The organism is Nigerium massiliense, from assembly GCF_000826085.1.
Lineage (GTDB): Bacteria > Actinomycetota > Actinomycetes > Propionibacteriales > Propionibacteriaceae > Propioniciclava > Propioniciclava massiliense.
The window spans coordinates 415,076-436,432 of the sequence record NZ_CCYM01000003.1 but is presented as its reverse complement, the minus strand read 5'-3'; the positions used below and the strand labels follow the sequence as shown (position 1 = coordinate 436,432).

The 21,357-nt window shown below is 70.7% G+C and carries 18 protein-coding genes; 7 read left to right on the top strand and 11 right to left on the bottom strand.

Going from position 1 to position 21,357, the window contains the following annotated elements; all coding sequences use genetic code 11:
- Window positions 1-36: 36 nt before the first annotated feature.
- A complete protein-coding gene (locus BN1187_RS08400) occupies window positions 37-4,362 on the bottom strand; it encodes an acyl-CoA dehydratase activase-related protein (RefSeq protein WP_052462523.1) in 4,326 nt (1,441 codons plus the stop codon).
- A gap of 74 nt (window positions 4,363-4,436) precedes the next feature.
- On the opposite strand from BN1187_RS08400, the gene BN1187_RS08395 reads away from it, so the two are divergent.
- Both BN1187_RS08395 and BN1187_RS08390 read left to right on the top strand, forming a co-directional pair.
- The gene (locus tag BN1187_RS08395; RefSeq protein WP_072042024.1) at window positions 4,437-5,021 is read left to right on the top strand and encodes a TetR/AcrR family transcriptional regulator; all 585 of its coding nucleotides are present in this window, start codon (window positions 4,437-4,439) and stop codon (window positions 5,019-5,021) included.
- Window positions 5,000-5,965, top strand: coding sequence for a DMT family transporter (locus tag BN1187_RS08390; protein ID WP_147675100.1), 966 nt, complete (start codon window positions 5,000-5,002; stop codon window positions 5,963-5,965). The genes BN1187_RS08395 and BN1187_RS08390 overlap by 22 nt, the downstream gene beginning before the upstream one ends.
- On the opposite strand, the gene BN1187_RS08385 is transcribed toward BN1187_RS08390, so the two are convergent.
- The gene (locus BN1187_RS08385) at window positions 5,895-6,842 is read right to left on the bottom strand and encodes a proteasome assembly chaperone family protein (RefSeq protein WP_040160808.1); all 948 of its coding nucleotides are present in this window, start codon (window positions 6,840-6,842) and stop codon (window positions 5,895-5,897) included. The genes BN1187_RS08390 and BN1187_RS08385 overlap by 71 nt on opposite strands.
- A gap of 169 nt (window positions 6,843-7,011) precedes the next feature.
- Between BN1187_RS08385 and shiA the strand changes: the two genes are divergently transcribed.
- Window positions 7,012-8,373, top strand: coding sequence for a shikimate transporter (gene shiA / locus BN1187_RS08380; protein WP_052462521.1), 1,362 nt, complete (start codon window positions 7,012-7,014; stop codon window positions 8,371-8,373).
- Here shiA and BN1187_RS08375 read toward each other — a convergent pair.
- The 6 genes from BN1187_RS08375 to BN1187_RS08350 form a co-directional block, all read right to left on the bottom strand.
- Window positions 8,370-8,858 carry a tRNA (cytidine(34)-2'-O)-methyltransferase gene (locus BN1187_RS08375; RefSeq protein ID WP_040160806.1) on the bottom strand — a complete coding sequence of 163 codons (489 nt, stop codon included), beginning with the start codon at window positions 8,856-8,858 and terminating at the stop codon, window positions 8,370-8,372. The genes shiA and BN1187_RS08375 overlap by 4 nt on opposite strands.
- 36 nt (window positions 8,859-8,894) lie before the next feature.
- Window positions 8,895-9,137 carry a ferredoxin gene (locus BN1187_RS08370; RefSeq protein ID WP_040160804.1) on the bottom strand — a complete coding sequence of 81 codons (243 nt, stop codon included), beginning with the start codon at window positions 9,135-9,137 and terminating at the stop codon, window positions 8,895-8,897.
- A complete protein-coding gene (locus tag BN1187_RS08365; RefSeq protein ID WP_052462520.1) occupies window positions 9,134-10,183 on the bottom strand; it encodes an NADH-ubiquinone oxidoreductase-F iron-sulfur binding region domain-containing protein in 1,050 nt (349 codons plus the stop codon). The genes BN1187_RS08370 and BN1187_RS08365 overlap by 4 nt, the downstream gene beginning before the upstream one ends.
- Window positions 10,184-10,284: 101 nt before the next feature.
- Window positions 10,285-11,460, bottom strand: a complete 1,176-nt coding sequence (locus BN1187_RS08360) for a M20 family metallopeptidase (RefSeq protein ID WP_040160802.1) — start codon at window positions 11,458-11,460, stop codon at window positions 10,285-10,287.
- Window positions 11,461-11,552: 92 nt separating this feature from the next.
- A complete protein-coding gene (locus tag BN1187_RS08355) occupies window positions 11,553-12,395 on the bottom strand; it encodes a pseudouridine synthase (RefSeq protein ID WP_390620226.1) in 843 nt (280 codons plus the stop codon).
- Window positions 12,396-12,490: 95 nt separating this feature from the next.
- A complete protein-coding gene (locus BN1187_RS08350; protein ID WP_218184622.1) occupies window positions 12,491-14,596 on the bottom strand; it encodes a RecQ family ATP-dependent DNA helicase in 2,106 nt (701 codons plus the stop codon).
- A 269-nt stretch (window positions 14,597-14,865) separates the two neighbouring features.
- Here BN1187_RS08350 and BN1187_RS08345 point away from each other — a divergent pair, with 269 nt between their 5' ends.
- The gene (locus BN1187_RS08345; RefSeq protein WP_052462519.1) at window positions 14,866-15,873 is read left to right on the top strand and encodes a DUF7973 family transport facilitator; all 1,008 of its coding nucleotides are present in this window, start codon (window positions 14,866-14,868) and stop codon (window positions 15,871-15,873) included.
- 115 nt (window positions 15,874-15,988) lie between these two features.
- On the opposite strand, the gene hisC is transcribed toward BN1187_RS08345, so the two are convergent.
- Window positions 15,989-17,086, bottom strand: coding sequence for a histidinol-phosphate transaminase (hisC, locus tag BN1187_RS08340; protein ID WP_040160795.1), 1,098 nt, complete (start codon window positions 17,084-17,086; stop codon window positions 15,989-15,991).
- Window positions 17,087-17,159: 73 nt separating this feature from the next.
- On the opposite strand from hisC, the gene cysE reads away from it, so the two are divergent.
- From cysE to BN1187_RS08325, 3 genes are all read left to right on the top strand, one after another.
- On the top strand, window positions 17,160-17,963 hold the full coding sequence (gene cysE / locus BN1187_RS08335; protein WP_040160793.1) for a serine O-acetyltransferase: 804 nt from the start codon (window positions 17,160-17,162) through the stop codon (window positions 17,961-17,963).
- A 153-nt stretch (window positions 17,964-18,116) separates the two neighbouring features.
- On the top strand, window positions 18,117-18,773 hold the full coding sequence (locus tag BN1187_RS08330; protein WP_147675099.1) for a hypothetical protein: 657 nt from the start codon (window positions 18,117-18,119) through the stop codon (window positions 18,771-18,773).
- A gap of 229 nt (window positions 18,774-19,002) precedes the next feature.
- Window positions 19,003-19,482 carry a CueP family metal-binding protein gene (locus tag BN1187_RS08325; RefSeq protein ID WP_147675098.1) on the top strand — a complete coding sequence of 160 codons (480 nt, stop codon included), beginning with the start codon at window positions 19,003-19,005 and terminating at the stop codon, window positions 19,480-19,482.
- A gap of 116 nt (window positions 19,483-19,598) precedes the next feature.
- Here BN1187_RS08325 and BN1187_RS08320 read toward each other — a convergent pair whose 3' ends face one another.
- The gene (locus BN1187_RS08320) at window positions 19,599-20,615 is read right to left on the bottom strand and encodes a metallophosphoesterase (protein ID WP_052462518.1); all 1,017 of its coding nucleotides are present in this window, start codon (window positions 20,613-20,615) and stop codon (window positions 19,599-19,601) included.
- A gap of 143 nt (window positions 20,616-20,758) precedes the next feature.
- Entirely contained in the window at window positions 20,759-21,316 is a 558-nt protein-coding gene (locus tag BN1187_RS08315) for a glycine cleavage system transcriptional repressor (RefSeq protein ID WP_040160786.1), read from the bottom strand.
- Window positions 21,317-21,357 lie beyond the last annotated feature (41 nt).

Here is a 21,357-nt window from a genome sequence, read left to right as displayed (position 1 = left end):
CAGCCCCCGGGCCGATCCCGCGTCCGAGGAACGGGGTCAGCGGCCGAGCCCGGCCAGCTCCTTGTCATCCTCGCGCCGGGCCGACGCGGGCGTCGCGGCCGCGTTCTTGTGCGCGGTCGCCACCATCAGCTTGATGCGGTTCAGCTGGTTCACCTCGGACGCCCCCGGGTCGTAGTCGATCGAGACGACGTTGGCCTGCGGGTAGAGCCGGCGCAGTTCCTTGAACATGCCCTTGCCGACGACGTGGTTCGGCAGGCAGGCGAACGGCTGGGCGCAGATGATGTTCGGTGTCCCGGTCTCGATGAGCTCGATCATCTCGGCGGTGAGCAGCCAGCCCTCGCCGGCGGTCGTCCCGAGCGAGATGATCGACTCGGCCCGCTGGGCCATCGTCGCGATGTCCACCGGCACGGTGAACTTGCCGTTCGCCCTGGCCAGGGCGCGGTGGGCGGGCTTCTGGTACTGCTCGATCAGCCAGAGCACCACCTTCTGCGCGCGGACGCCGTTGGCGCTGCCCAGCCCGAGGTTCTTCAGCTTCCAGCCGCTGCTCTGCAGGGACTGCAGGAAGAACTCGACGAGCCCGGGCAGCACGGCCTCGCAGCCCTCGTCCTCGACGACCTTGATCGCGTCGTTGTTGGCGTCCGGCTGGAACTTCACCAAGATCTCGCCGACCAGCCCGACGCGGGGGCGCCGCGGGGCGTCCGTCAGGGGGAGGTCGTCGAACTCGCGGACGAGGTGATCGACGATCCAGCCGTAGCCGATGCGGCGTCCCAGCGTGGCGGAGTAGCCGCCGGTGGTGAAGAACTCGCGCACCAGGCCGTCCCAGCGCTCGTAGAGCCGCTGCGCGCTGCCCGGCTCGGCCTCGTAGGGACGCACCCGCAGCAGGCAGTTCTGCAGCAGGTCGCCGATGACGAGGGCCTGGAAACCGCGGTGCAGCAGCCCCGGCGTCAGCTTGAAGCCGGGGCTCTCCTCCAGGCCCTGGGCGCTCATCGCCAGCACTGGCACCTGACCGAAGCCGGCGTCCCGCAGCCCCTTGCGGAGCATGCCTGCGTAGTTGGTGGCCCGGCACATGCCGCCGGTCTGCGTGATGGCGACCGAGGAGTTGTTGGGATCGGCCTTCCCCGAGACGAACGCGTTGATCAGCTGCCCGATCACCATGATCGCCGGGTAGCAGACGTCGTTGTTGACGTAGTTGAGGCCCACCTCGACGTCCTCGGTGGACGCGTGCTCGAGCAGCTCGAAGCGATAACCCAGCCGGTTGAAGATCGGCATGAGCAGCCGGAAGTGGATCGGCGCCATCTGCGGCACGTAGACGGTGTGGTGGCGCCGGTTGTCGGCGGTGAACACCGGGTGGTCGTCGGCGGAGCCGCGCCGCGGGGCGTCGTAGGTGACGATCTCGCTGGACGCCCGCCGCTCCTCGGCGGCCGCCTTCAGCGACCGCAGCCGGATCGTCGCCGCGCCCAGGTTCGCGACTTCGTCGATCTTCAGCGAGGTGTAGACGTCGTCGGCGGCTTCCAGAATCTCCTGCACCTGGTCGGACGTCACGGCGTCCAGGCCGCAGCCGAACGAGTTGAGCTGGACGAGCTGCAGGTCGTCCTCGTCTCGGACGCGTCCGGCCGCCTCGTAGAGCCGGGAGTGGTAGGTCCACTGGTCGCGGACGCGCAGCGGACGCTCCAGGCGCGGGGCGTCGGCCACCGCGTCCTCGGTGAGGACGACCATGCCGAGCTGGTTGATGAGCTCGGGGATGCCGTGGTTGATCTCCGGGTCGGCGTGGTAGGGACGCCCCGCCAGCACGATTCCCTTGCAGGAGTGCTCGCGCATGTACGCCAGCGCCCGCTCGCCCTCCGCGTGGACGTCGGCCTTGACCCGGGCCGCCTCCTCGTAGCCGAGCCGGACCGCCTCGCGCATCTCGGGCAGGCCGATCTCCCAGGCCTCGAAGGTCTCGACGAGGCGCTCGGCCAGCTTGTCGGGCTGGTCGAGGTTGACGAACGGGTCGAGGAACCGCACGCCCGGTGCGCGCAGCGCGTCGATGTTCTTGTCGATCACCTGCGGGTAGAACGCGACGATGGGGCAGTTGAAGTTGTTGTCGGACGCCTCGAACTCCCGCTGCTCGTAGCTGACGCAGGGGTAGAAGATCGTCGTGATCCCCTTCTTCAGCAGCCACTCGATGTGCCCGTGGGCGAGCTTGGCGGGGTAGCAGACGTTCTCGGACGGGATCGACTCCATCCCCGACTCGAACAGCTCGTGGCTGGAGCGTCCGGACAGCACGACCTTGAACCCCAGCGACGTCAGGATCGTGAACCACAGCGGGTAGTTCTCGTACATGTTCAGCGCCCGCGGGATGCCGATCTCGCCGCGGACGGCCTTCCCGTCGGTCAGCCGCCGGTAACGGAATACGCGCCGGTACTTGTACTCCATCAGGTTGGGGATCTCGGAGCGCTTCGGCTTTGCCTCCTGGGACGCCCCCCGCTCGCAGCGGTTGCCGGAGACGTGCTGGGTGCCGTCCGGGAAGTGCGAGATCGTGAGCCCGCAATGGTTCTGGCACAGCCGGCAGGTGCGCCGCTCGGTGTCGATGCGGAAGCCGTCCAGCTCGTCCAGCCCCAACAGCGAGGTGCGCTCGCCGGGGTGGTGGTTGCGGTGGGCGGTGAGTGCGGCGCCGTAGGCACCCATCAGCCCCGCGATGTTCGGGCGGATCACCTCGCGCTTGGTCAACAGCTCGAACGCGCGCAGCACGGCATCGTTGAGGAACGTGCCGCCCTGGACGACCACGTGGTCGCCGAGCGCGGAGGCGTCCCGGAGCTTGATGACCTTGAACAGCGCGTTGCGGACGACGGCGTACGACAGTCCCGCGGAGATGTCCCCGACCCCCGCGCCTTCCTTCTGGGCCTGCTTCACCGAGCTGTTCATGAACACGGTGCAGCGCGACCCCAGGTCGACGGGACGCTCGGCCTCGAGCGCCACCTGGGCGAAGTGGGCGACGTCGGTGCCCATGGTCTCGGCGAACGTTTGCAGGAACGATCCGCAGCCGGCGCTGCACGCCTCGTTCACCGCGATGGAATCGACGGCGCCGTTGCGGATGCGCAGGTACTTCATGTCCTGGCCGCCGATGTCGATCACGGACGTCACGCCCGGCGACACGTGCTCGGCGGCGCGGTAGTGCGCCATCGTCTCGATCTCGCCGTCGTCGACGCGCAACGCGGTCTGGATGAGCTTCTCGCCGTAACCGGTGACGCATGCCCGCCCCAGGTGCGCGCCATCGGGCAGCGCTTCGCGGATGCGCCGGACGATCGCGACCGCGGCGGTGACGGGGTCGCCCTCGTTCTTCGCGTAGTGGCTGAAGACGATCTCGTCGTCGGCGTTCAGGATGACCGCCTTGATCGTGGTCGAGCCGGCGTCGATACCGAGGAAGCACGCCCCGGTCGCGGACGCCAGGTCGCCCTGGGCGACCGTGTGCTGCGCGTGCCGCTCGTCGAACGCGCGGCGCTCGGCGTCGTCGGCGAAGAGCGGGCGCATGGCGGCGGACGCCAGCGGCAAGACGGTGGTGCTCGTCCGCTCCAGCGCCCCTGTGAGCCGGGGGAGCTCGACGGCTTCGCCGGTGGCGAGCATCGCGGCGCCGAGCGCGACGTAGAGCTGGGCGTTGGGCGGGGTGGTGAACGACTCGACCTGGTCGCCCAGCGCCCGCTCGTAGGCGGCGCGCAGCTGGGGCAGGAAGTGCAGTGGGCCACCGAGGAAGACCAGGTTGCCGCGGATCGGGTGCCCGCAGGCCAGCCCGGCGATGGTCTGGGTGGCGACGGCCTGGAACACGGACGCCGCGAGGTCGGTGTGGGCGGCACCCTGGTTGAGCAGCGGCTGCAGGTCGGACTTGGCGAACACGCCGCAGCGCGAGGCGATGGGGTACAGGTGCTCGTAGCGGGACGCCAGCTCGTCGAGCCCCGAGGCGTCCGTGTGCATGAGCGTGGCCATCTGGTCGATGAACGCGCCGGTGCCACCGGCGCACGTGCCGTTCATGCGCTGCTCGGGGACGGGCTTGAGGAACGTGATCTTGGCGTCCTCGCCGCCCAGTTCGATCACCACATCGGCCTCGGGGTGGCGCCTTTCGATCGCCTCCGTCGCGGCGACGACCTCTTGGACGAACGGCACCCCCATGCGCTCGGCCACCTGCAGGCCCCCGGAGCCGGTCACGGCCGCGCGGACGCGGATGGGGCCGAGGGCGTCCGCGATCGACGTCAGCAGCCGGCGCACCTCGCCGCGAACATCGGCGTGGTGCCGCCGATAATCGGAGAAGACGGTCGTGGCTCCGTCCAGGACGACGGCCTTCACCGTCGTCGAACCGATGTCAAGGCCGAGGGTGAAGACCGAAGACACAAACCCTCCCGGGGCAAGGCAAAATGCTCGTTCTAGTCAGGGCTGACTATAGTCTCGCGCAGACGGGAGGGTGCATGAACAGGGAACGAAGTGGCGCGCGCGACGCGATCGTGGACGCCGCGGCGCGCCTGATCCGCACCCGGGGTGTGCATGGGACGTCGATCGCGGGGATCATCAAGGAATCCGGCTCATCGGCCGGCTCGATCTACCACCACTTCTCGTCGAAGAACGACGTCGTGCTGGCGGTCGCGACCAAGGCCCTCTCCGAGCCGCTGTCCGCGCTCGTGCCCAGCGACGGGGCGGTGCTATCGCCCGGCGACCTGCTTCGTACCTTGGTGGCGAACATCGTTGCTGACCGCTTCGATTCGGCGCTGATCCTGCAGTTGTGGGCGGGTTCGTCCGCGGACCCGCACCTGCGCGACCTGGTGGCGGGACAGATGTCCGCGGTGCGCGGCGGCCTGGAGAAGATCTGCGCCGCGTGGCTCGAGTCGCAGGGCCGGCCCGCGACGCCCGTGGCGGTGTCCGCGCTGGCGAGCGCCACGATCGGTTCCGGGATGGGGTTGGTGGCCCAGCGGACGATGCTGCCCGGCATGGACGCCGAGTCCTACATCGCGATGATGGCGGCCACGCTCGACTCGTGCGCGACCGGAGGGGAGTGAACCCGGCGCGCGGCGGGGCGCCCGCGCCGCTGCTGATCGTCGGCGGCGCGATGCTGTGGGGGACGACCGGGACGTCGCAAGCGCTCCTGGGTCCCTCGGTGAGTTCGGTGGCCGTCGGCGGCCTGCGGCTGCTGATCGGCACGACGGTGCTGATGGCGGCGGCGCTGCTCAAGGCACCGCGGGCCGTGCGGGAGATCCCGCGTCGCGTGCCGTGGCGGTGGCTGCTGGCGGGGGGCTTGGGCGTCGCCGGCTATCAGCTGACGTTCTTCGCCGGCGTCCAGCGCACGGGGGTGGCTGTCGGGACGCTGATCATGCTGACGACCGCCCCGGTCGTCGCAGGCCTGCTTGGCTGGCTGGTGCAGCGTGAGCGTCCGGGGGTTCCCTGGGCGATCGGGACAGCGGTCGCGTTGGCCGGCTGCGCGCTGCTGGTGCTGGGCGCCGGGGCGTCCGTGCGGGGCGACGTCGGCGGTGTGCTGCTGAGCGTGGCCGCGGGCGCGTTCTTCGCGCTGTACGTGGTGGCCGGGCGCGGCGTGATGTCGCGCACGCAGGACGGTCTCGCCGCGACGGCGTGGGTCTTTCTCGTGGGGCTCCCGGTCGTGGTCGTCCCGCTGCTGTGGTCCGACCTGTCGTGGGCGGCTTCGCCGAGGTCGGCGGTGATCCTGGCGTGGCTGGGGATCGTCGCCACGGCCGTGGCCTACCTGCTCTATCAGGCGGGCCTGGGCGGGGTGAGCGCCGCCACCGCCGCGACCCTCGCTCTCGCGGAGCCGCTGACGGCGTCGGTGCTGTCGGTGGTGGTGCTGCACCAGCCGTTGACGCCGCTGTCGCTGGCGGGCATCGGGATGGTGCTGCTGGGGCTGGCCGGGGTCGGGGTCGTCAGTTCGCGGCGCCGTCGTCCGGCTCGGCGGGACCCTCTCCCTCGTCCGGACGCTGCTCGACGTTCTTGAGGAACTCCTCGAACTCCTGAGCCAACTCGTCGCCCGAGGGCAGGTCCTCGGCCTCGGCGGTGACGCGGCGGCGTCCCTCCATGAAGTTGTCGTACTGCTCCTCGAGCTGATGGACGACCGCCTGCACCTCTTCGCTGCTCTCGACCTGCTCGTTGACCGAGTTCATCGTGGCGGCCGAGGAGACCTCGAGCCCGGTGGTGGGCAGACGCAACGACGAGTAGCGGCTCAGCTCGTTGAGCAGGGCCAGCGAGGCGGGCGGGTACTCCATCTCGGCGACGTAGTGCGGCACGTGCGCCAGCAGGCCGACGACGTGGTGGCCGGCCTCCCCGAGGCGGACGGTGAGCATGGACGTGAACGACGAGCTCATGTGGAACGCGCCCAGCATCGGGTTGTGCTCCGGGAGCAGGTCGGGGTCGTTGGCGAATGGGGTGATGGCGACCGGACGCGTGTGCGGCGCCGGAGCGGGCATGGCCTGCAACAACACGGTCTGCTCGACGTCGAACTGGTCGATGAGGTGCTCAACGGTGGCGGCCATCCGCTCCCACTGCAGGCTCGGCTCGGGGCCGCTCAGCAACAGGAAGTCGGTGCCGGCGTCGTCGGTGACCTGGCGCAACTCGATGGCCGGCTTCTCGTAGCGGCTCAGGTGGTCGCGGTCGAACAGGATGGACGGACGGTGGTCGGCGTAGTCGATGAGCTGGTCGACGTCGAAATGCCCCAGCAGGTGGTTGGGCAGCGAGTTCATCAGGTGTTGGTTGATCATCTGCTGGCTGTGCCCGGCGTCGACGAAGCTGCCCAGGGTCACGACGAGCGTGCGGGCATGGACGCGTCGCTGATCGACGTGGTCCTCGTAGCTGAACAGAGCGATGGGATCAAGCACGGTTTACCTCCTGACGACCCCCGATGTGACGGTCGATGCTTGTTCAACGCCCGCCGACGGGCGGACATTCCCGGGCGGAAACGGCGTTCGCCGAGGACTGTGCGGCAGGGCGGTTGATCGAGCTGTGGGATGCCGGTGTCCGCCGGTCGGACGCCGTTACCTTGACCTGATGACGAACCAACCCTCCACAGCCCCGGTGATCACCCCGGCGATGGCCCGACGCGCGGCGGCCGGCAGCTTCCTCGGGGCCGTCGTGGAGTGGTACGACTTCCTGCTCTACGGCGTGGTCGCCGCGCTGGTGTTCGCCCACGAGTTCTTCCCGACGTCCGACCCCGCCATCGGGACGATCCTGTCGTTCGGGACGCTGGCCGTCGGGTTCGTGTTCCGGCCGCTCGGAGGCGCGGTGTTCGGCCACTACGGCGACAAGCTGGGGCCCAAGCGGATGCTGGTGATCACGATCGTGATGATGGGCCTGTCCACCGTGCTGATCGGCTGCCTGCCGTCGTACGACTGGTTCCAGGAGCACCTCGGCGCCGGCATCCTCGCGCCGATCCTGCTGACGCTGCTGCGCGTCGTGCAGGGCTTCGCGGTCGGGGGCGAGTGGGGCGGCGCGGCGCTGATGTCGGTGTCCCAAGCGCCGAAGCACCGCAAGGCCTTCTTCTCCTCGGGCGTCCAGATGGGCTACGGCGTCGGGCTGATCCTCGCCAACGGGCTGGTGCTGGTCATGAGCCGTCTGTCGGGCGACGGCTTCCGCGAGTGGGGCTGGCGGGTGCCGTTCCTGATCAGCATCGTGCTCGTCGCGGTCGGGCTGTGGGTGCGCTCCGGCGTCGCGGACATCCACCATGCCCAGACCGCCGAGGCCGCGCTGCAGGAGGAGCGGACGACGCGCCCCCCGCTCGTCGAGGCGCTGACCCGACACCCGGGCGCGTTCCTGCAGATCATCGGCATCCGCATGGTCGAGATGTTCACCATGTACACGGTGACGACCTTCGCGCTGTCGTACTCGACGACGACGCTGCGCTGGCCGCGGGAGATCTTCCTCAACATCGCGATCGCCGTGGGCGCGATCAGCCTGGTGACGATCCCGCTGTTCGCCTACGTCTCCGACCGCATCGGGCGCAAGCCGGTCTACCTGACCGGCGCGGTCGTCGGGGCGGGGTTCGCGATCCCGTTCTTCGTCGCGCTCGGCAACGCCGACGTCATGCTGACGTGGCTGTTCGCGTTGATCCTCGTCAACATCCCCCACGACCTCGCCGTGTCGGTGCAGCAGCCACTGATCACCGAACTCTTCGGCGCGCAGTACCAGAACTCCGGCGCCGGCTTCGGCTACCAGGTCGCGGCGGTGATCGACGGCGGCTTCACCCCGATGATCGCGGCGGCGATCGTCGCCGCGTCCGGGGGTTCGTGGCACGGGGTGGCCGCGTACCTGATCGTCGGATCTGTGATCTCGTTCCTGGTCGTGGCGTTCATGAAGCCGAAGGTGCCGCAGGTGATGACCGCGGACGAGGCGAGGGACGCGCCGGTTCGTTAGGCGCCCGACGTGTCGACGGCGCCGGCGAAGCCGCATTGGCGCCAGGCCTCGTACACGGCGATCGCGGCGGCGTTGGCGAGGTTGAGCGAGCGGCGGTCCGGCAGCATCGGCAGGACGATGCGCTCGGTGACCCGCGGGTCGGCGAGGACGTCCGCGTCCAGCCCGGTGGGCTCGGGGCCGAACAGCAGGACGTCTCCGGGCTCGTAGCGGATATCGGTGTAGCGGACGGACGCGTGCGCGGTGAACGCGAAGACGCGCGCCGGCAGGAGCGCGGCGTAGGCGTCCTCGAGGGAGTCGTGCACGGTGACCAGCGCGAGGTCCCGGTAGTCGAGTCCGGCGCGGCGCAGCTTGGCGTCCTCGAGGTCGAAGCCCAGCGGACGCGCGAGGTGCAACTCGGCGCCCGTAAGGGCCGACAACCGCATCGCGTTGCCGGTGTTCCCGGCGATACGGGGCTGGTGGAAGAGGATGCGGACGGGACACGACATCCGGCCATTGTCGCACCCGTCCGCGACCGAGCCGTCCTAGACCGAGCGGAGCTGCAGCGCCAACCGGGGGCAGGCGGCGACGGCCTCGCGGGCGAACGCCTCGTCCTTGCGGGCGAGCGGAACGTCCGTGCGTCCGGCGGCGGGCTGCCCGGCGGCCTTGGGGAAGCCGTCCTCGTCGGCGACGAGGACGCCCTCGAGGAGTTCGATGCAGACGCCCCGGCCCTCGCAGCGGGTCCAGTCGATGTGCAGCGCGGCGTGGGGCTGCCGTCCGCGGCTCACCGGACGCCCCCGGTGCAGCGGCCCGCGGCGTGCGCGGCCACCTCGGCGCCGAACGTCTCCAGCGTGGAGGCGGCCAGCCTGGCGGTGCCGTCCGGGTGGTGGCAGGCTCCGCTTCCGACCACGGCGTCCAGGCGCTGCCTCAGCCGCGCGGTGTCGCCGCGTCCGGCCGCGATCGCGTGCATCTCCTGCGCGATCCGGGGCAGGCCGAGGACGCAGGGTCCGCACTGCCCGGCGGACTCGGCGGCGAGGTAGTCGAGGATGGCGGCGGTGACCGCGAGCGGGCAGCGGTCCTGGTCGAGCACCATCAGCACGCCGGCGCCGGCGCCGATCCGGCCCGGTCCGGCGGTCGCGGCCAGCGGCTGCGCGTAGCGGACGGGGGTGACCCAGGCGCCGTGGTAGCCGCCGACCAGCACCCCGGCCGTGGCCGTGGGGTCGACGCCGGCGCCGCCCAGTACCAACCCCAGCGTTGCGCCGCCGGGCACCTCGAGCACCTTCTCGGGGCCCTCGGGACGGCCCAGAGTGATCAGGCGCGTGCCCGGGTCGTCCGGCGTCCCCAGGCCGCGGAACCAGCCGGCACCGAAGCGGGCGATGAGCGCTACGTGGGCGAGGGTCTCGACGTTCTGCAGCAGCAGCGGTTTCCCGCGAAGCCCGCGGTCGGTGAGGTGGTGCACGGTGTCCTGCGGGATCTGCTCCTTGCCGGCCAGCGCCGCGGCGACCGCGGTCGACTCGCCGGAGACGAAGCGGTCCTCGGCGACGCGGACGGTGAAGCGCCGGCGGTCGCCGCGCTCGGCCAGGGCGGCGCTGACGGACGCCTCAGAGCCAGGGCCCGCCATCACGACCAGGTCGGCGCGGGGCGCCAGCGCGTCGCCGAGCAGCGCGAGCCCGTCCAGGACGAGGTGGGGCGAGGCGCGCAGCAGCACGGCGTCCTTCGCGCTGAGGGGCTCGCCCTCGGAACCGCTCGCGACGATCACCGTCGGGGCCGTGCGCAGCGAGGCGATCTTGACATCGCCCCCCGGGCCGAGGCCCGACGACTGCTCATCTCCCATTACTCCTACATGGGCACGACACGCCGGCAGGAGCATGAGTGGCGCCGAGTCATCGCCCGAGACTATCGGCGGCCCGTCGCCCTGGCGCATGACCTGTCCTCCTACCGCGTCCGCAGTTCCTGACCATGGGGTTCGTCGCCGGCGAGGATGCCGGCGACGAACGCCAGCCGGAAGGCCGAGGGGCGAGGGTCGACGCGCTCGTGGCGTGCGTGCGGCCCGGACCCCTCGCCGCCGAGCCCGCACAGCACAGGCCGGCCCAGCCCGGCGACGAAGTTCGCGTCGCTCGCGCCGCCGACCGTGATGTCGTCGAGCTCGCGTCCCAGTTCGGACGCGACGGCGCGCGCCCGCTCCAGCAGGGGTCGGGACGCCTCGGTCAGCGTCATCGGCGGCCGGTTCCAGTTCGGCTCGACGTGGACGGCGACCCGGTCGTCCGAGACCCGCAGCGCGCGCAGGCCGGCGTCCACCCGCGCCTGCTCGTCGGCGGTCAGCACGCGGACGTCCATGAGCGCCCGGCAGCGTCCGGCGACGACGTTGCTGCCGGTGCCGCCGTCGATCATGCCGACGTTGATGGTCGTGCCCTGCTCGGGCGAGGCCAGCGCGACGGACTGGGTGATCAGCTCGGCCATCGCATGGATTGCGGACGCGCCCTTCGTGGGTTCGAGGCCGGCGTGTGCTTCGACCCCGGCGGTGGTCAGCTCGACGATGCCGATGCCCTTGCGGCCCGACTTCATCGCCCCGCCGGGGCCGCTCGGCTCCAGGACGAGGGTGGCGTCGGCGTCCGCGCAGACTCGCTCGATGATCGGACGCGACGACGGGGAGCCGATCTCCTCGTCGGAGGTGAACACGAACACGACGCTCGGGAACCGTTCGCCCGACTCGCGCAGCAGCTTGAGGGCGTAGAGCCCCTGGACGAGGCCGTACTTCATGTCGAAGACGCCCGGCAGGCTGAGCCGGTCTGGCTCGTCGACGACGTCCCACTCGGCCAGCGTGCCGACCGGCCAGACGGTGTCGTAGTGGGCCAGGACGACCGCGGTGCCAGGCTTCGTGCCGGGGTAGGTAACGACCGCGCAGTCACCCTGCGGCGCGCAGTCGATGCGCTCGATCGACGCGGGCTCGCCGAGCAGCCGACGGGCGAGGTCGAGCACGTGGTTGAGCCCGGCGTCCAGAGCGGCCTGATCGTAGCTGTGGGTCTCGACGCGGCACAGCGCCTTGACGTCGTCGAGGAAGGGCGCGACGAGCGCGTCTGCGGCTGCGAGCAGTTGAGCGGGGTGGGGCATCAGGTTCCGATTCCGAAGGGGAGGCCGGCGGGGCGCCAGCCGTGGGTGCTGCCCAGAAAGATCAGGCAGTCTCGGCACCCTAAGCGAGGGCGTCAGCCGCGACAACCGCGATTCCGGGACGGTGCGGGTGGCCACGGCAACGAGGCGCCGCTGCGGAAGGCCCGCCGGGTGCCGTCGACCGGGTCGGTGAAGGCGAGTTCCCGGGCGATGAGGGCGAGCGGACGCGAGAAGTCGTCGGCGTCCTCGCCCGGGACGGGGTAGAGCGGGTCGTTCAGGATCGGCGCGCCCAGGCCGCTGAGGTGCGCCCGCAGCTGGTGGGTCTTCCCGGTCAGCGGCGTGAGGCGGTACCGCGCGAGGCCACCGCGGCCCTCGGCGACCTCGACCCGGGTCACGGCGTTGGGTGCGCGCCCGGGCACGGCGACCGCGATCAGCGACCCGCGCGGCTTCGCCAGGTGGTTCGCGACCGTGCGGGGGAACGGGCCCTCGAGGCGGGGCGCCAGCGCCTCATAGGTCTTGTGGACGCCGCGGGTCGCGAAAAGCTGCTGGTAGGGGGCGCGCCAGCGCCGGGCCGTGGTCAGCAGCAGCACCCCCGCGGTGAGCCGGTCGAGCCGGTGGGCGGCGGTGAGCTCCGGAAGGCCGAGCTCCACCCGCAGCCGCACCACCGCGCTCTCGCGGATGTGTCCACCCCGGGGCGTGCTGGAAAGGAACGCCGGCTTGTCGACGACGACGATGCGCTCGTCGCGGTACAGCACCTCGAGCCGGCCGGGCACCGGCGGCTCCGGCGGCAGCTCGCGGTGGAACCACAGCACCGTGTGCGGGCGATACGCCTCCGCCGGCGCCACCGGACGTCCGCGGCCGTCCACGATCTCGCCGGCGGCCAGCATCGCGTCGACGGGCGCCCCCTCCGCGAGACGCTCCCGCAGGTAGGCGCGCATGGTCGCCCAGGGAGGCTCGTGGCCCGGCACGCGATCGGGCGTGCGGACCCACTGGGCGTCCACACCGTCGCGCTGCGGCAGCGGCGAGCGGGGCATCAGGCGGCCATGGCCAGCGCGAACGGCAGCACGGCCGGCGCGCCGGCGCGGCGGAGTTCGGCCGCGGCGACGGTCATCGTCCAGCGCGAGTCGATGAGGTCGTCCACGAGCAGCACGGGGCCGTCCAGACCGGCGAGCCGCCCGCCCAGGTCGTCGCCGGCGACGATGCGTCCCCAGACGCCGGCCAGCCGGAAGGCGCTGTTGCCGCCGCGCTCACCTGTCGGGCCGCCGTGCCGCAGCTCCAGCGGGCCGAGATCGGCCATGCGTCCCATGCGGGCCAGGCCCGCGGCCAGCGTCGCGACGAGCTGGGGGTGCCGCCGCGACGGGATCGAGGCGACGGCCGTCGGCCGCTCGGCCCAGTCCCAGGCCCGGAGGACGAGCGCGCATTCCCGCGCCAACTCATCAGGGACCGGGGCGTCGGGGCCGTCCAGCAGCGTCCGCAGTCGCTGGCCGAGGCCTAGGTCGGTGAGGCGCGACAGCACCCGGCCGGGCTCGGCGCGCAGGCCGGGGTCGATCTTGCCCTTCACTTCGACGCCGAGCCGATCGACGCCCGTGGGCCACAGCCCGCGCGGCTCCACCAGGACGCCCGGGCTGTGCAGCGAGGTGCGGGCCCGCGCGACCGCGCCCTCGGGCAGCTCGGCGTCGTACCACGGCCCGGCGCAGTTGTCGCAGCGGCCGCAGGGCTGCGCCTGAGGGTCGTCGAGCGCCCGCTGAAGGAACGCCATGCGGCACTCGTCGGTGCGCTCGTAGGCGAGCATCAGCTGCTGTTCGCGCTCGCGCGCCGCGGAGATGCGCTCGTAGCGCTCGGCGTCGTAGGTCCACGGTCGCCCGGTTGCGATCCAGCCGCCGCGCACCCGCTCGACCGCGCCGTCGACGTCGAGCACCTTGAGCAGCAGCTCCAGCCGGGTGCGTCGTACATCGACGGCGGTCCCGAGGGCGGCGGTCGACAGCGGCCCTGGCGCGGCCGAGAGCGCGCCGATGACCGCGGCCGCTTGCTCTTCGCGCGGCATGGACGCCGTCGCGAAGTAGTGCCAGATGTCCTCGTCGCCCGCGCTCGGCAGCAGCAAGACGTCCGCGCGCTCGGTGGCGCGACCGGCGCGTCCGACGTGCTGGTAGTAGGCGACCGGGGAGCTGGGCGCACCGACGTGGATCACGAACCCCAGATCGGGCTTGTCGAACCCCATGCCCAGCGCGCTTGTGGCGACCAGCGCCTTGAGCCGGTTGCCTCGCAGATCGTCCTCGAGCTGCTGACGCTCCGCGGTGTCGGTGCGGCCCGTGTAGGCGCGGACGTTGTGGCCGGCCTCGCTGAGCGCGCGGGCGACATCGTCGGCGGCCGCCACAGTCAGCACGTAGATGATGCCGCTGCCCTCGAAGTCGGCCAGGTGCGTGGACAGCCACGCGAGCTGGGTCTCGGCGTAGGGGAGCCGCAGCACCCCGAGCCGCAGCGAGTTGCGCGCCAGGCCACCGCGCACGGTCAGCACATCGCGGCCGCCGGCGCCCAGCTGCTCGGAGACGTCGGCGACCACCCGCTCGTTCGCGGTGGCCGTCGTGGCCAGCACCGGGGTGTCCTGCGGCAGTTCCGTCAGAAGGTCGCGGATGCGGCGGTAATCGGGCCGGAAGTCGTGGCCCCAGTCGCTGATGCAGTGCGCCTCGTCCACCACGAGCAGGCCGCAGGTGGCGGCGAGCCGCGGCAGCTGGGCCGCGCGGAACGCCGGGTTGTTCAGCCGCTCCGGGCTGACCAGCAGGACGTCCACGGCGTCGTCGTCGATCGCGGCGGCGACCTCGTCCCAGTCGGTGGCGTTCGCCGAGTTCATCGTCATGGCCCGCACCCCTGCTCGCTCGGCGGCTGCGATCTGGTCGCGCATGAGCGCCAGCAGCGGCGAGACGATCAGCGTCGGCCCGGCGCCCTGCTCGCGGCGTAGCGCCGTCGCCACGAAGTAGACCGCCGATTTGCCCCACCCGGTGCGCTGCACCACCAGGGCGCGCTGCCGCCGGGCGACGAGCGCCTCGATCGCCTCAAGTTGGCCGGCACGGAACTCAGCGTCGTCGCGTCCGACGAGGCGGCGCAGGACGGACAGGGCCTGGCTGGCGGTGAGGTTCGACATGAGGTGCAGGCTAACGGGCGCCTCCGACATTCCACAGGGAGGGGCATTGTTCCTTGTCGCGAGGTCGTTTCCCCGCTGACCGGACCGTCATGCGGAGGATCTGGAGGCTGTGAGAAAACGTGCGGTGTCTCTGCGTGCATCGCTCCGGGCGCGGTGTTACCTTTCCGATGTGAGACCCGAGGTCCCGGGCGGCGAGGCTCGGCGGGACAAGGGGGCATGGCACAGAATCGCGCGACATCGTTGACGCGCCGACGAGAGGGTATATCAACGTGGATATCAACATCCTGTGGCTCCTGGTGGCTTTCGGCGGTGGAGCCTTCGGAGCCGCGATCGGCCCCCAGACGGCCTTCATCTTGACGGGCTTCGCGTACCTGTTCGGTCTCGCTGGCTTGCTGGCCACCGGCGGCGACAACGCCATGGCGGGCGCCTTCATCGACACGGTCGCCTTCGGCCCCATCTTCGGCCCGCACATCGCGTGGGCGGGCGGCGCGGCCGGCTCGGCATACGCGGCCTATAAGGGCTACATGGAGTCGGGCCGTGACGTGGTCAGCCCACTGGCCGGCCTCGCCAAGTTCGACGTCCTCGCCGTCGCCGGCGTCTTCGGCATGGGCGGCTACCTGTTCGAGCGCGTCCTGCACCTCGTGCCCGTGCTGTCCACCAACGACGGCACCGCCATCGGCTGGACCGACACCGTCGCCCTGACCGTCGTCATCTCGCACGTCGTGGCCCGCATGATGTTCGGCAAGGCGAGCAAGAAGGTCTTCGGCCCGTTCCCGAACGGCCGCCCGCTCGTCCTCGACGATGGCAGCCACTGGGTCGAGCACCAGGAGCGCTGGGGCCTGTCCGCCGGGCACGGCTTCACGTCGGGCATGATCTTCGCCTTCGGCGCGATCTGGCTGGTGGTGAACTACCCGGGCAACGAGATCATCCAGAGCAAGGCCTTCCTGATCGGCTGGGCCGTCTCCGCGCTGACCCTGACCTTCCTGACCTGCGGCCTGAAGACCCCGGTCACGCACCACATGACCCTGATCGCCGCACTGGCAGGCGTCATCTCGCTGCAGATCATGACCCAGGGCGGCAGCATCGGCGACGCCACGATGACGCAGATGGTCATCGCGACGCTGATCGGTGCGGTCATGGGCGCGGTCTCCGGCCTGTGGGGCGAACTCCTGTCCCGCCTCATGAACGCCCGCGGAGACACCCACATCGACCCGCCGGCGCTGGCCATCTTCTCGCTGACGACCGTTCTGTTCATCGTCAAGGCGCTGGCCATGTGATCAGGCGTCCACGCTGACGACCTGCGAGGGCCCCCGAGTTCGCTCGGGGGCCCTCGCCGTGCGTCCTGCGGCCGGCGGTGCTGAGCCGGACGCCGCCGCGTGCGCCTGCGGGCGGCTAGCGGCCGGCGAGGAAGGCGTCCGCCACCTGGAGCAGTCGGTCGTTGGCCTCGCGCTCGCTGATGGTCACGCGGACGCCGTCGGTGCCGTAGAGGCGGACGACGAGCCCGGCGGCGTCGCAGGCGTCGTTGAAGGCCGCGCTCTGTTCCCCCAGGGGGAAGTGGACGAAGTTCGCCTGGGAGCGGGGGAGGCGCCAGCCCTGCAGCGCCAGGGCGTCCGCCACCCGTTCGCGCTCGGCGATGAGCTGCCGGACGCGCTCGGCCAACTCGTCCGCGGCGGACAGCGAGTGGACGGCCGCCGCCTGCGCCAGCACGTTCACCCCGAACGGGATCGCCGTCTTGGCGAACGCCTCCGCCAGCGTGGGGTGCGCGACCGCATAGCCGACGCGCAGTCCGGCCAGGCCGTAGGCCTTCGAGAAGGTCCGGGCCGTGATGAGGTTCGGGAAGTCCGCCTGAAGGCTGAGCCCGTCGGCGGCGTCCTCGTCGCTCACGAACTCGCCGTACGCCTCGTCCAGGACGACGGCGACGGACGGCGGGACCTGGGCGAGGAACGCGCGCGCGTCGGCGTCCGAGATGACGGTGCCGCTGGGGTTGTTCGGCGAGCACAGCAGCACCAGGCGCGTCCGGGCGGTGATAGCCGAGGCCATCGCGCGGAGGTCGTGGTCACCGGTGTCCGTCAGCGGCACCTGCACCGGGACCGCGCCGGCCAGTTGAACGAGGATGGGGTAGGCCTCGAACGAGCGCCACGCGAAGACGACCTCGTCGCCGGCGTCGCAGGTCGCCTGGATGATCTGCGCGAGCACGCCGGTCGAGCCCGGCCCCACGACGATGTTCTCGGCCCGCCGCGCACAGGACGTCGCGATCGCCGCCTTCAGGGCCACGTTGTTCATGTCGGGGTAGCGGTTGATGACGGACGCGGCGCGCGCGATCACCTCGAGGACGCTCGGGAGCGGCGGGTACGGGTTCTCGTTCGAGCTCATCTTGTAGGTCGTCACGCCGGGAAGCGGGGCCGCCGGCTTGCCGGAGACGTAGGCCGGGACGCCGTCGAGCGCCGGACGCAGCCGGACGACGCTGGGCTGGCTGAAGAGATCCGTCATGGCCTCAATCTCTCACGTCCCACGCCGGGACGAGATCACCGTTCGCCCCGGGACGCGTTGGTAGCTTTGCGACATGGCGCATCGCGACGACGACACCATCTGGGAATCGATCCGGGCAGAGGCGGCCGAAGACGCCCGGGCGGAACCGAAACTGGCCGGCTTCCTCAACAACATCATCCTCGGGCGCTCCTCGCTGGAGGACTCCCTGGGCTACCTCCTGGCGAGCAAGCTGGAGAGCCCGGTGCTCTCGGCGCTCACGCTGCGCGAGGTCATCATGCACGTGTTCGGCCACGAGCCCTCGATCCAGGACGCCGTCCGCGCCGACCTCCAGGCCGTGGTGACGCGCGACCCCGCCAGCCGCGGCTACTCCCAGCCGCTGCTCTACTTCAAGGGCTTCCACGCGATCCAGGCGCACCGGGTCGCCCACCACTACTGGACGAACGACCGCCACCCCTTGGCGCTCTACCTGCAGAGCCGCATCTCGGAGGTGTTCGCCGTCGACATCCACCCGGGAGCGAAGCTCGGAAAGGGGCTCCTGTTCGACCACGCGACGAGCGTCGTGATCGGGGAGACTGCCGTTGTCGAGGACGACTTCTCGATGCTGCACGAGGTCACGCTCGGCGGCACCGGCAAGCAGGGCGGTGACCGGCACCCCAAGATCGGCCGTGGCGTCATGATCGGCGCGGGCGCCAAGGTGCTGGGCAACATCCGCGTCGGCGAGGGCGCTCGGATCGGCGCCGGCAGCGTGGTCCTGCACGACGTCCCGCCGCACACGACGGTTGCCGGGGTGCCCGCGAAGCCCGTCGGCATGCAGCCGAAGGGAGCCTTCCCCGCCCTCGAGATGGACCAGGATTTCGGGGCGGAACACGAGTCCTGACGGCGGGTAGGCGACAGCACGGTGACCTCCCGGTGAGCAGCGAGTGTCGCTAACCGATTCTTTGCCAACTTTCAGCTGGAATGCCGGTCCCACTTGCCCTTTTTTCAACATCGATTGAGAGGGTGATCGCGTTGGGACCAACAGGGAGTTCTTATGCTGAACCTTCGTACGTTTGGGGCGTCGCTGATGGCCGTCGCCGTGGTCATGTCGACCGGGACGACGCTCGCCACCGAGACCGCCCAAGCGGCCAAGTCGAACACGACGGCCTCGAGCCAGGTCGGGGCGAAGGCCACGACCAAGACCGCGATGAAGGCGAAGCCGAAGGCCAAACCCTCGTGCCGCGGCATCGTGAACTCGAAGGTGCTGTTCGGCGTCAACTACAGCAGGCTCACCACCCGGCGCGCCTGCGTCACGACGCGCGACTGGGCCACGGCCGGCGAGAGCAACCTGGCCGCCAACACGATCGTGGTCTACGCAGACCCGCGCGTCCCCACCAAGGAGATCGCGCAGACGGCCGCGCACGAGCTCGTGCACCACGTCGACTTCCGCACCACCAACGCCTACCGCAAGCAGCTCTACCGCTTCCTCGGGTACAAGACGAACGGCTCGTTCTGGTCGGTGCCGAGCCCGGCGTCCAACTGGAACGGTGACATGAAGGCCTGGCTGTCCGATCCGCACGAGCGGCTCGCCGAGTCTGTCGTGCGCTGCCAGAGCGGCACCGCACGCTTCAACGGCATGCGGCTGGTGCCCACGAAGAACTGCAAGGCGCTGCTGAGCGTCTACAAGAAGGCGGTCGCGAGCGCCCGCTGAACCCCGCCGACGCCCCGTCTCCGCCGCCGGAGGCGGGGCTTTTCTTCGCTGTTCGCCTGAAGTGGGAAGGGCGATCACTTTAGGATGGCGGCACCGAGGAAAATCGCCACGAGGGGAACAGAAGATGCGCCGTGCGTTGCTGGCCGGACTGATCGCTGCGGGCCTGGTGACGGGGTGCTCTGCCCCGGCGGCCCAACCGGGCGCTGCGTCAGCGGCGTCATCCACGCCCGTGGCGAACGACGACGGCGTCCTGAACCGCCACGGACTCGAGGGACTGGACACGAAGCAGATCATCGAGCGGCTCGACCGCACCAACGAGGACCGCAACCAGGTCAGCGGATCGGTCCGTGGGCACGAGCTCGTGCTCACCGACGACCAGGGAACCGTGACGAAGGCGCTGCCTGAGGGGCAGTTCTACCTGTCGGTCGCGCCCTTCGTGTCCCAGACCCACGACTGCTTCCACCACAACCTCGCCTCCTGCCAGGGCGAACTCGTCGACAAGCCCCTGAAGGTGACGATCACCGATCAGGCCGGCAAGAAGCTCGTCGACGAGGACGTCACGACCTACGACAACGGGTTCGCCGGCTTCTGGCTGCCGGCCGACACCATCGGCACCGTCCAGGTGAGCTACGACGGCAAGACGGGCACCGCACCGTTCAACAGCGGTGCCGACGGCGCGAGCTGCATGACCGACCTCCGGCTGAGCTGAGCCGACTGAACTGAGCCTGCGCCCTCGGTCCTGGTCTTGCGGCGCTCCGAGGAGTCGTGCGGCCGAGCGCGACGGTCGTCCAGGCCGCCGACGGCTGAGGCTCTCGATGCGTCGTTTTAGGTGGTCGAGTGGGTGAAGGTCGGCCGGCGCCGGGAACGGGGCTCGTCTGAGGCGGCGAGAGGGTCCTCTTGCGGACGGATGCGGCGGCCCTTGGAACTCTCGGCGAGGGTCTTCTCCTCGGAGTCGCGCAGGTCGTACGTCGCCAGCGGCTGCGGCCCCGCCATGACCGACCGGGCGACGTGCAGGTAGCCCGCGGAATCCGGCTCGACGCGCCAGCGCACGAGCGCGATCGTCCCGCCGGAGATCTCCAGGCAGGTGATCGAGTCGGGAAAGGTCCCGGCGCCCGTGTTGAAGTAGGGCAGATCGTGGCGGCGGGGGAAGCGCTCGCGGTGCGTGTGCCCGCAGATCAACGGGACGCGGTTGTCGCGGATCCACTTGGCGAAGTTCCGTTCCACCTTGTGCCGCTTGAAGCTGTTGCGCACCGGGCTGGACGGGGAGTTGAACCCGAACGCGTGCAGGTAGCGCCAGAACAACCGGAAAGACAGGCGGGTCATCCGCCAGTTCTGATCGTTTGAGAAGTCGCCCTGGTGACCGTGAACCGTGAGGATCTCCTGGTTGGTCTCCCGGTGACGGAACAGCAGGGCTTGGTGGACGACGAGTCCGGGCATCAGGTCGTGCCAGCTGTCGGTGAACTGGTCGTACCACCGGGATAGGCTTTCCTTCACCACGGCCGGGTCGCGCAGGTCGAGGTCGTGGTTGCCGTACAACCGGTAGTACCGGCCCTGGAGGAACAAGCGGCGCAACTGCTCGAACGTCTGCGGGTTGGCGCGCAGGATGTGCCGGTACTTGAACTCCCACAGGTCGTCGTTGTCGCCGGCCTCGACGAGCGCGAACCCCTCGGCGTCGTAGTGGGCGAGCGCGGCGTTGAAGAGGTTCTTGTTGCGCGCGAACTCGTCCGACTTGCTGCCGTCGCCGCGGTGCGTGTCGCTGAAGAAGACGAACTTGGAGTCATCGTCGAAGTCGATGACGGTCGCCGTCTCGTACGCGTGCGTCAGCTTGGCCTTGGTCTTCACAGAACTCCTCGGGGGTTGTGGTGCTCGTCTCCATTGTTCCCGGTGCGCCCGGTCACAGGGCGTCCCGACGCCCGGGGACACCGCCTCCGGTCGAGCCCGTGTTGACAGCCGCCCGGCCGGGCGAGGTGCCGCGCGGCGTCCGCTCAGGCGTCCTGAGGCTCTTCGGGGGCGATCTCGAGGTCGACCATGAGGTGGGTGGCGACGCCCTCCAGCAGCCCGATCAGCTGGTCAACGTCCACCGAATCCGGGAGCCGGACGACCGCGTCGGCGCGGAACAGTTGCCCGCCGTGCATCGGCGCGTCGCTCGTGGTCGAGGTGAACTCGTCGATGGTGACGCCCCGGCCGGCCATCGCCTCGGTGATGTCGCGGACGATGCCGGGCTGGTCGTCGCCCACGAGGCTCAGCACGAGGCGGGGACCCGCGCTCGTTGTCGGCTCGAAGACCTCGGCAGTCTCCTCGGCATCGGTGCGTGTGACCGACACGGCGAGGTGGACGCTGTCGCCCAGGCGATCGAGGTCGGCGCCGAGCGCGTCGATGGCGTCCTCTGGGGCGTCCACGAGCACGATGCCGGCGAACTTGCCGGCCAGCCGCGCCAAGCGGCTCTCGAGCCAGTTGCCGCCGTTGCCCGCCACGGCCGCCGCCAGGGCGGACACCAGACCGGGTCGATCCGTCCCGATCACCGTCAACACCACGTTCGTCATGCTCTGCACCCTAGTGCCGCGGGGGAGGCGTCGCGACGGTC

Coding starts and splice junctions, on each gene's coding strand:
- BN1187_RS08395 (WP_072042024.1), top strand. CDS start 4,437: ATGAACAGGGAACGAAGTGGCGCGCGCGACGCGATCGTGGACGCCGCG.
- shiA (WP_052462521.1), top strand. CDS start 7,012: ATGACGAACCAACCCTCCACAGCCCCGGTGATCACCCCGGCGATGGCC.
- BN1187_RS08375 (WP_040160806.1), bottom strand. CDS start 8,858: ATGTCGTGTCCCGTCCGCATCCTCTTCCACCAGCCCCGTATCGCCGGG.
- BN1187_RS08365 (WP_052462520.1), bottom strand. CDS start 10,183: ATGGGAGATGAGCAGTCGTCGGGCCTCGGCCCGGGGGGCGATGTCAAG.
- BN1187_RS08360 (WP_040160802.1), bottom strand. CDS start 11,460: ATGCCCCACCCCGCTCAACTGCTCGCAGCCGCAGACGCGCTCGTCGCG.
- BN1187_RS08355 (WP_390620226.1), bottom strand. CDS start 12,395: ATGCGCGCCTACCTGCGGGAGCGTCTCGCGGAGGGGGCGCCCGTCGAC.
- BN1187_RS08350 (WP_218184622.1), bottom strand. CDS start 14,596: ATGTCGAACCTCACCGCCAGCCAGGCCCTGTCCGTCCTGCGCCGCCTC.
- hisC (WP_040160795.1), bottom strand. CDS start 17,086: ATGACGGATCTCTTCAGCCAGCCCAGCGTCGTCCGGCTGCGTCCGGCG.
- cysE (WP_040160793.1), top strand. CDS start 17,160: ATGGCGCATCGCGACGACGACACCATCTGGGAATCGATCCGGGCAGAG.
- BN1187_RS08330 (WP_147675099.1), top strand. CDS start 18,117: ATGCTGAACCTTCGTACGTTTGGGGCGTCGCTGATGGCCGTCGCCGTG.
- BN1187_RS08315 (WP_040160786.1), bottom strand. CDS start 21,316: ATGACGAACGTGGTGTTGACGGTGATCGGGACGGATCGACCCGGTCTG.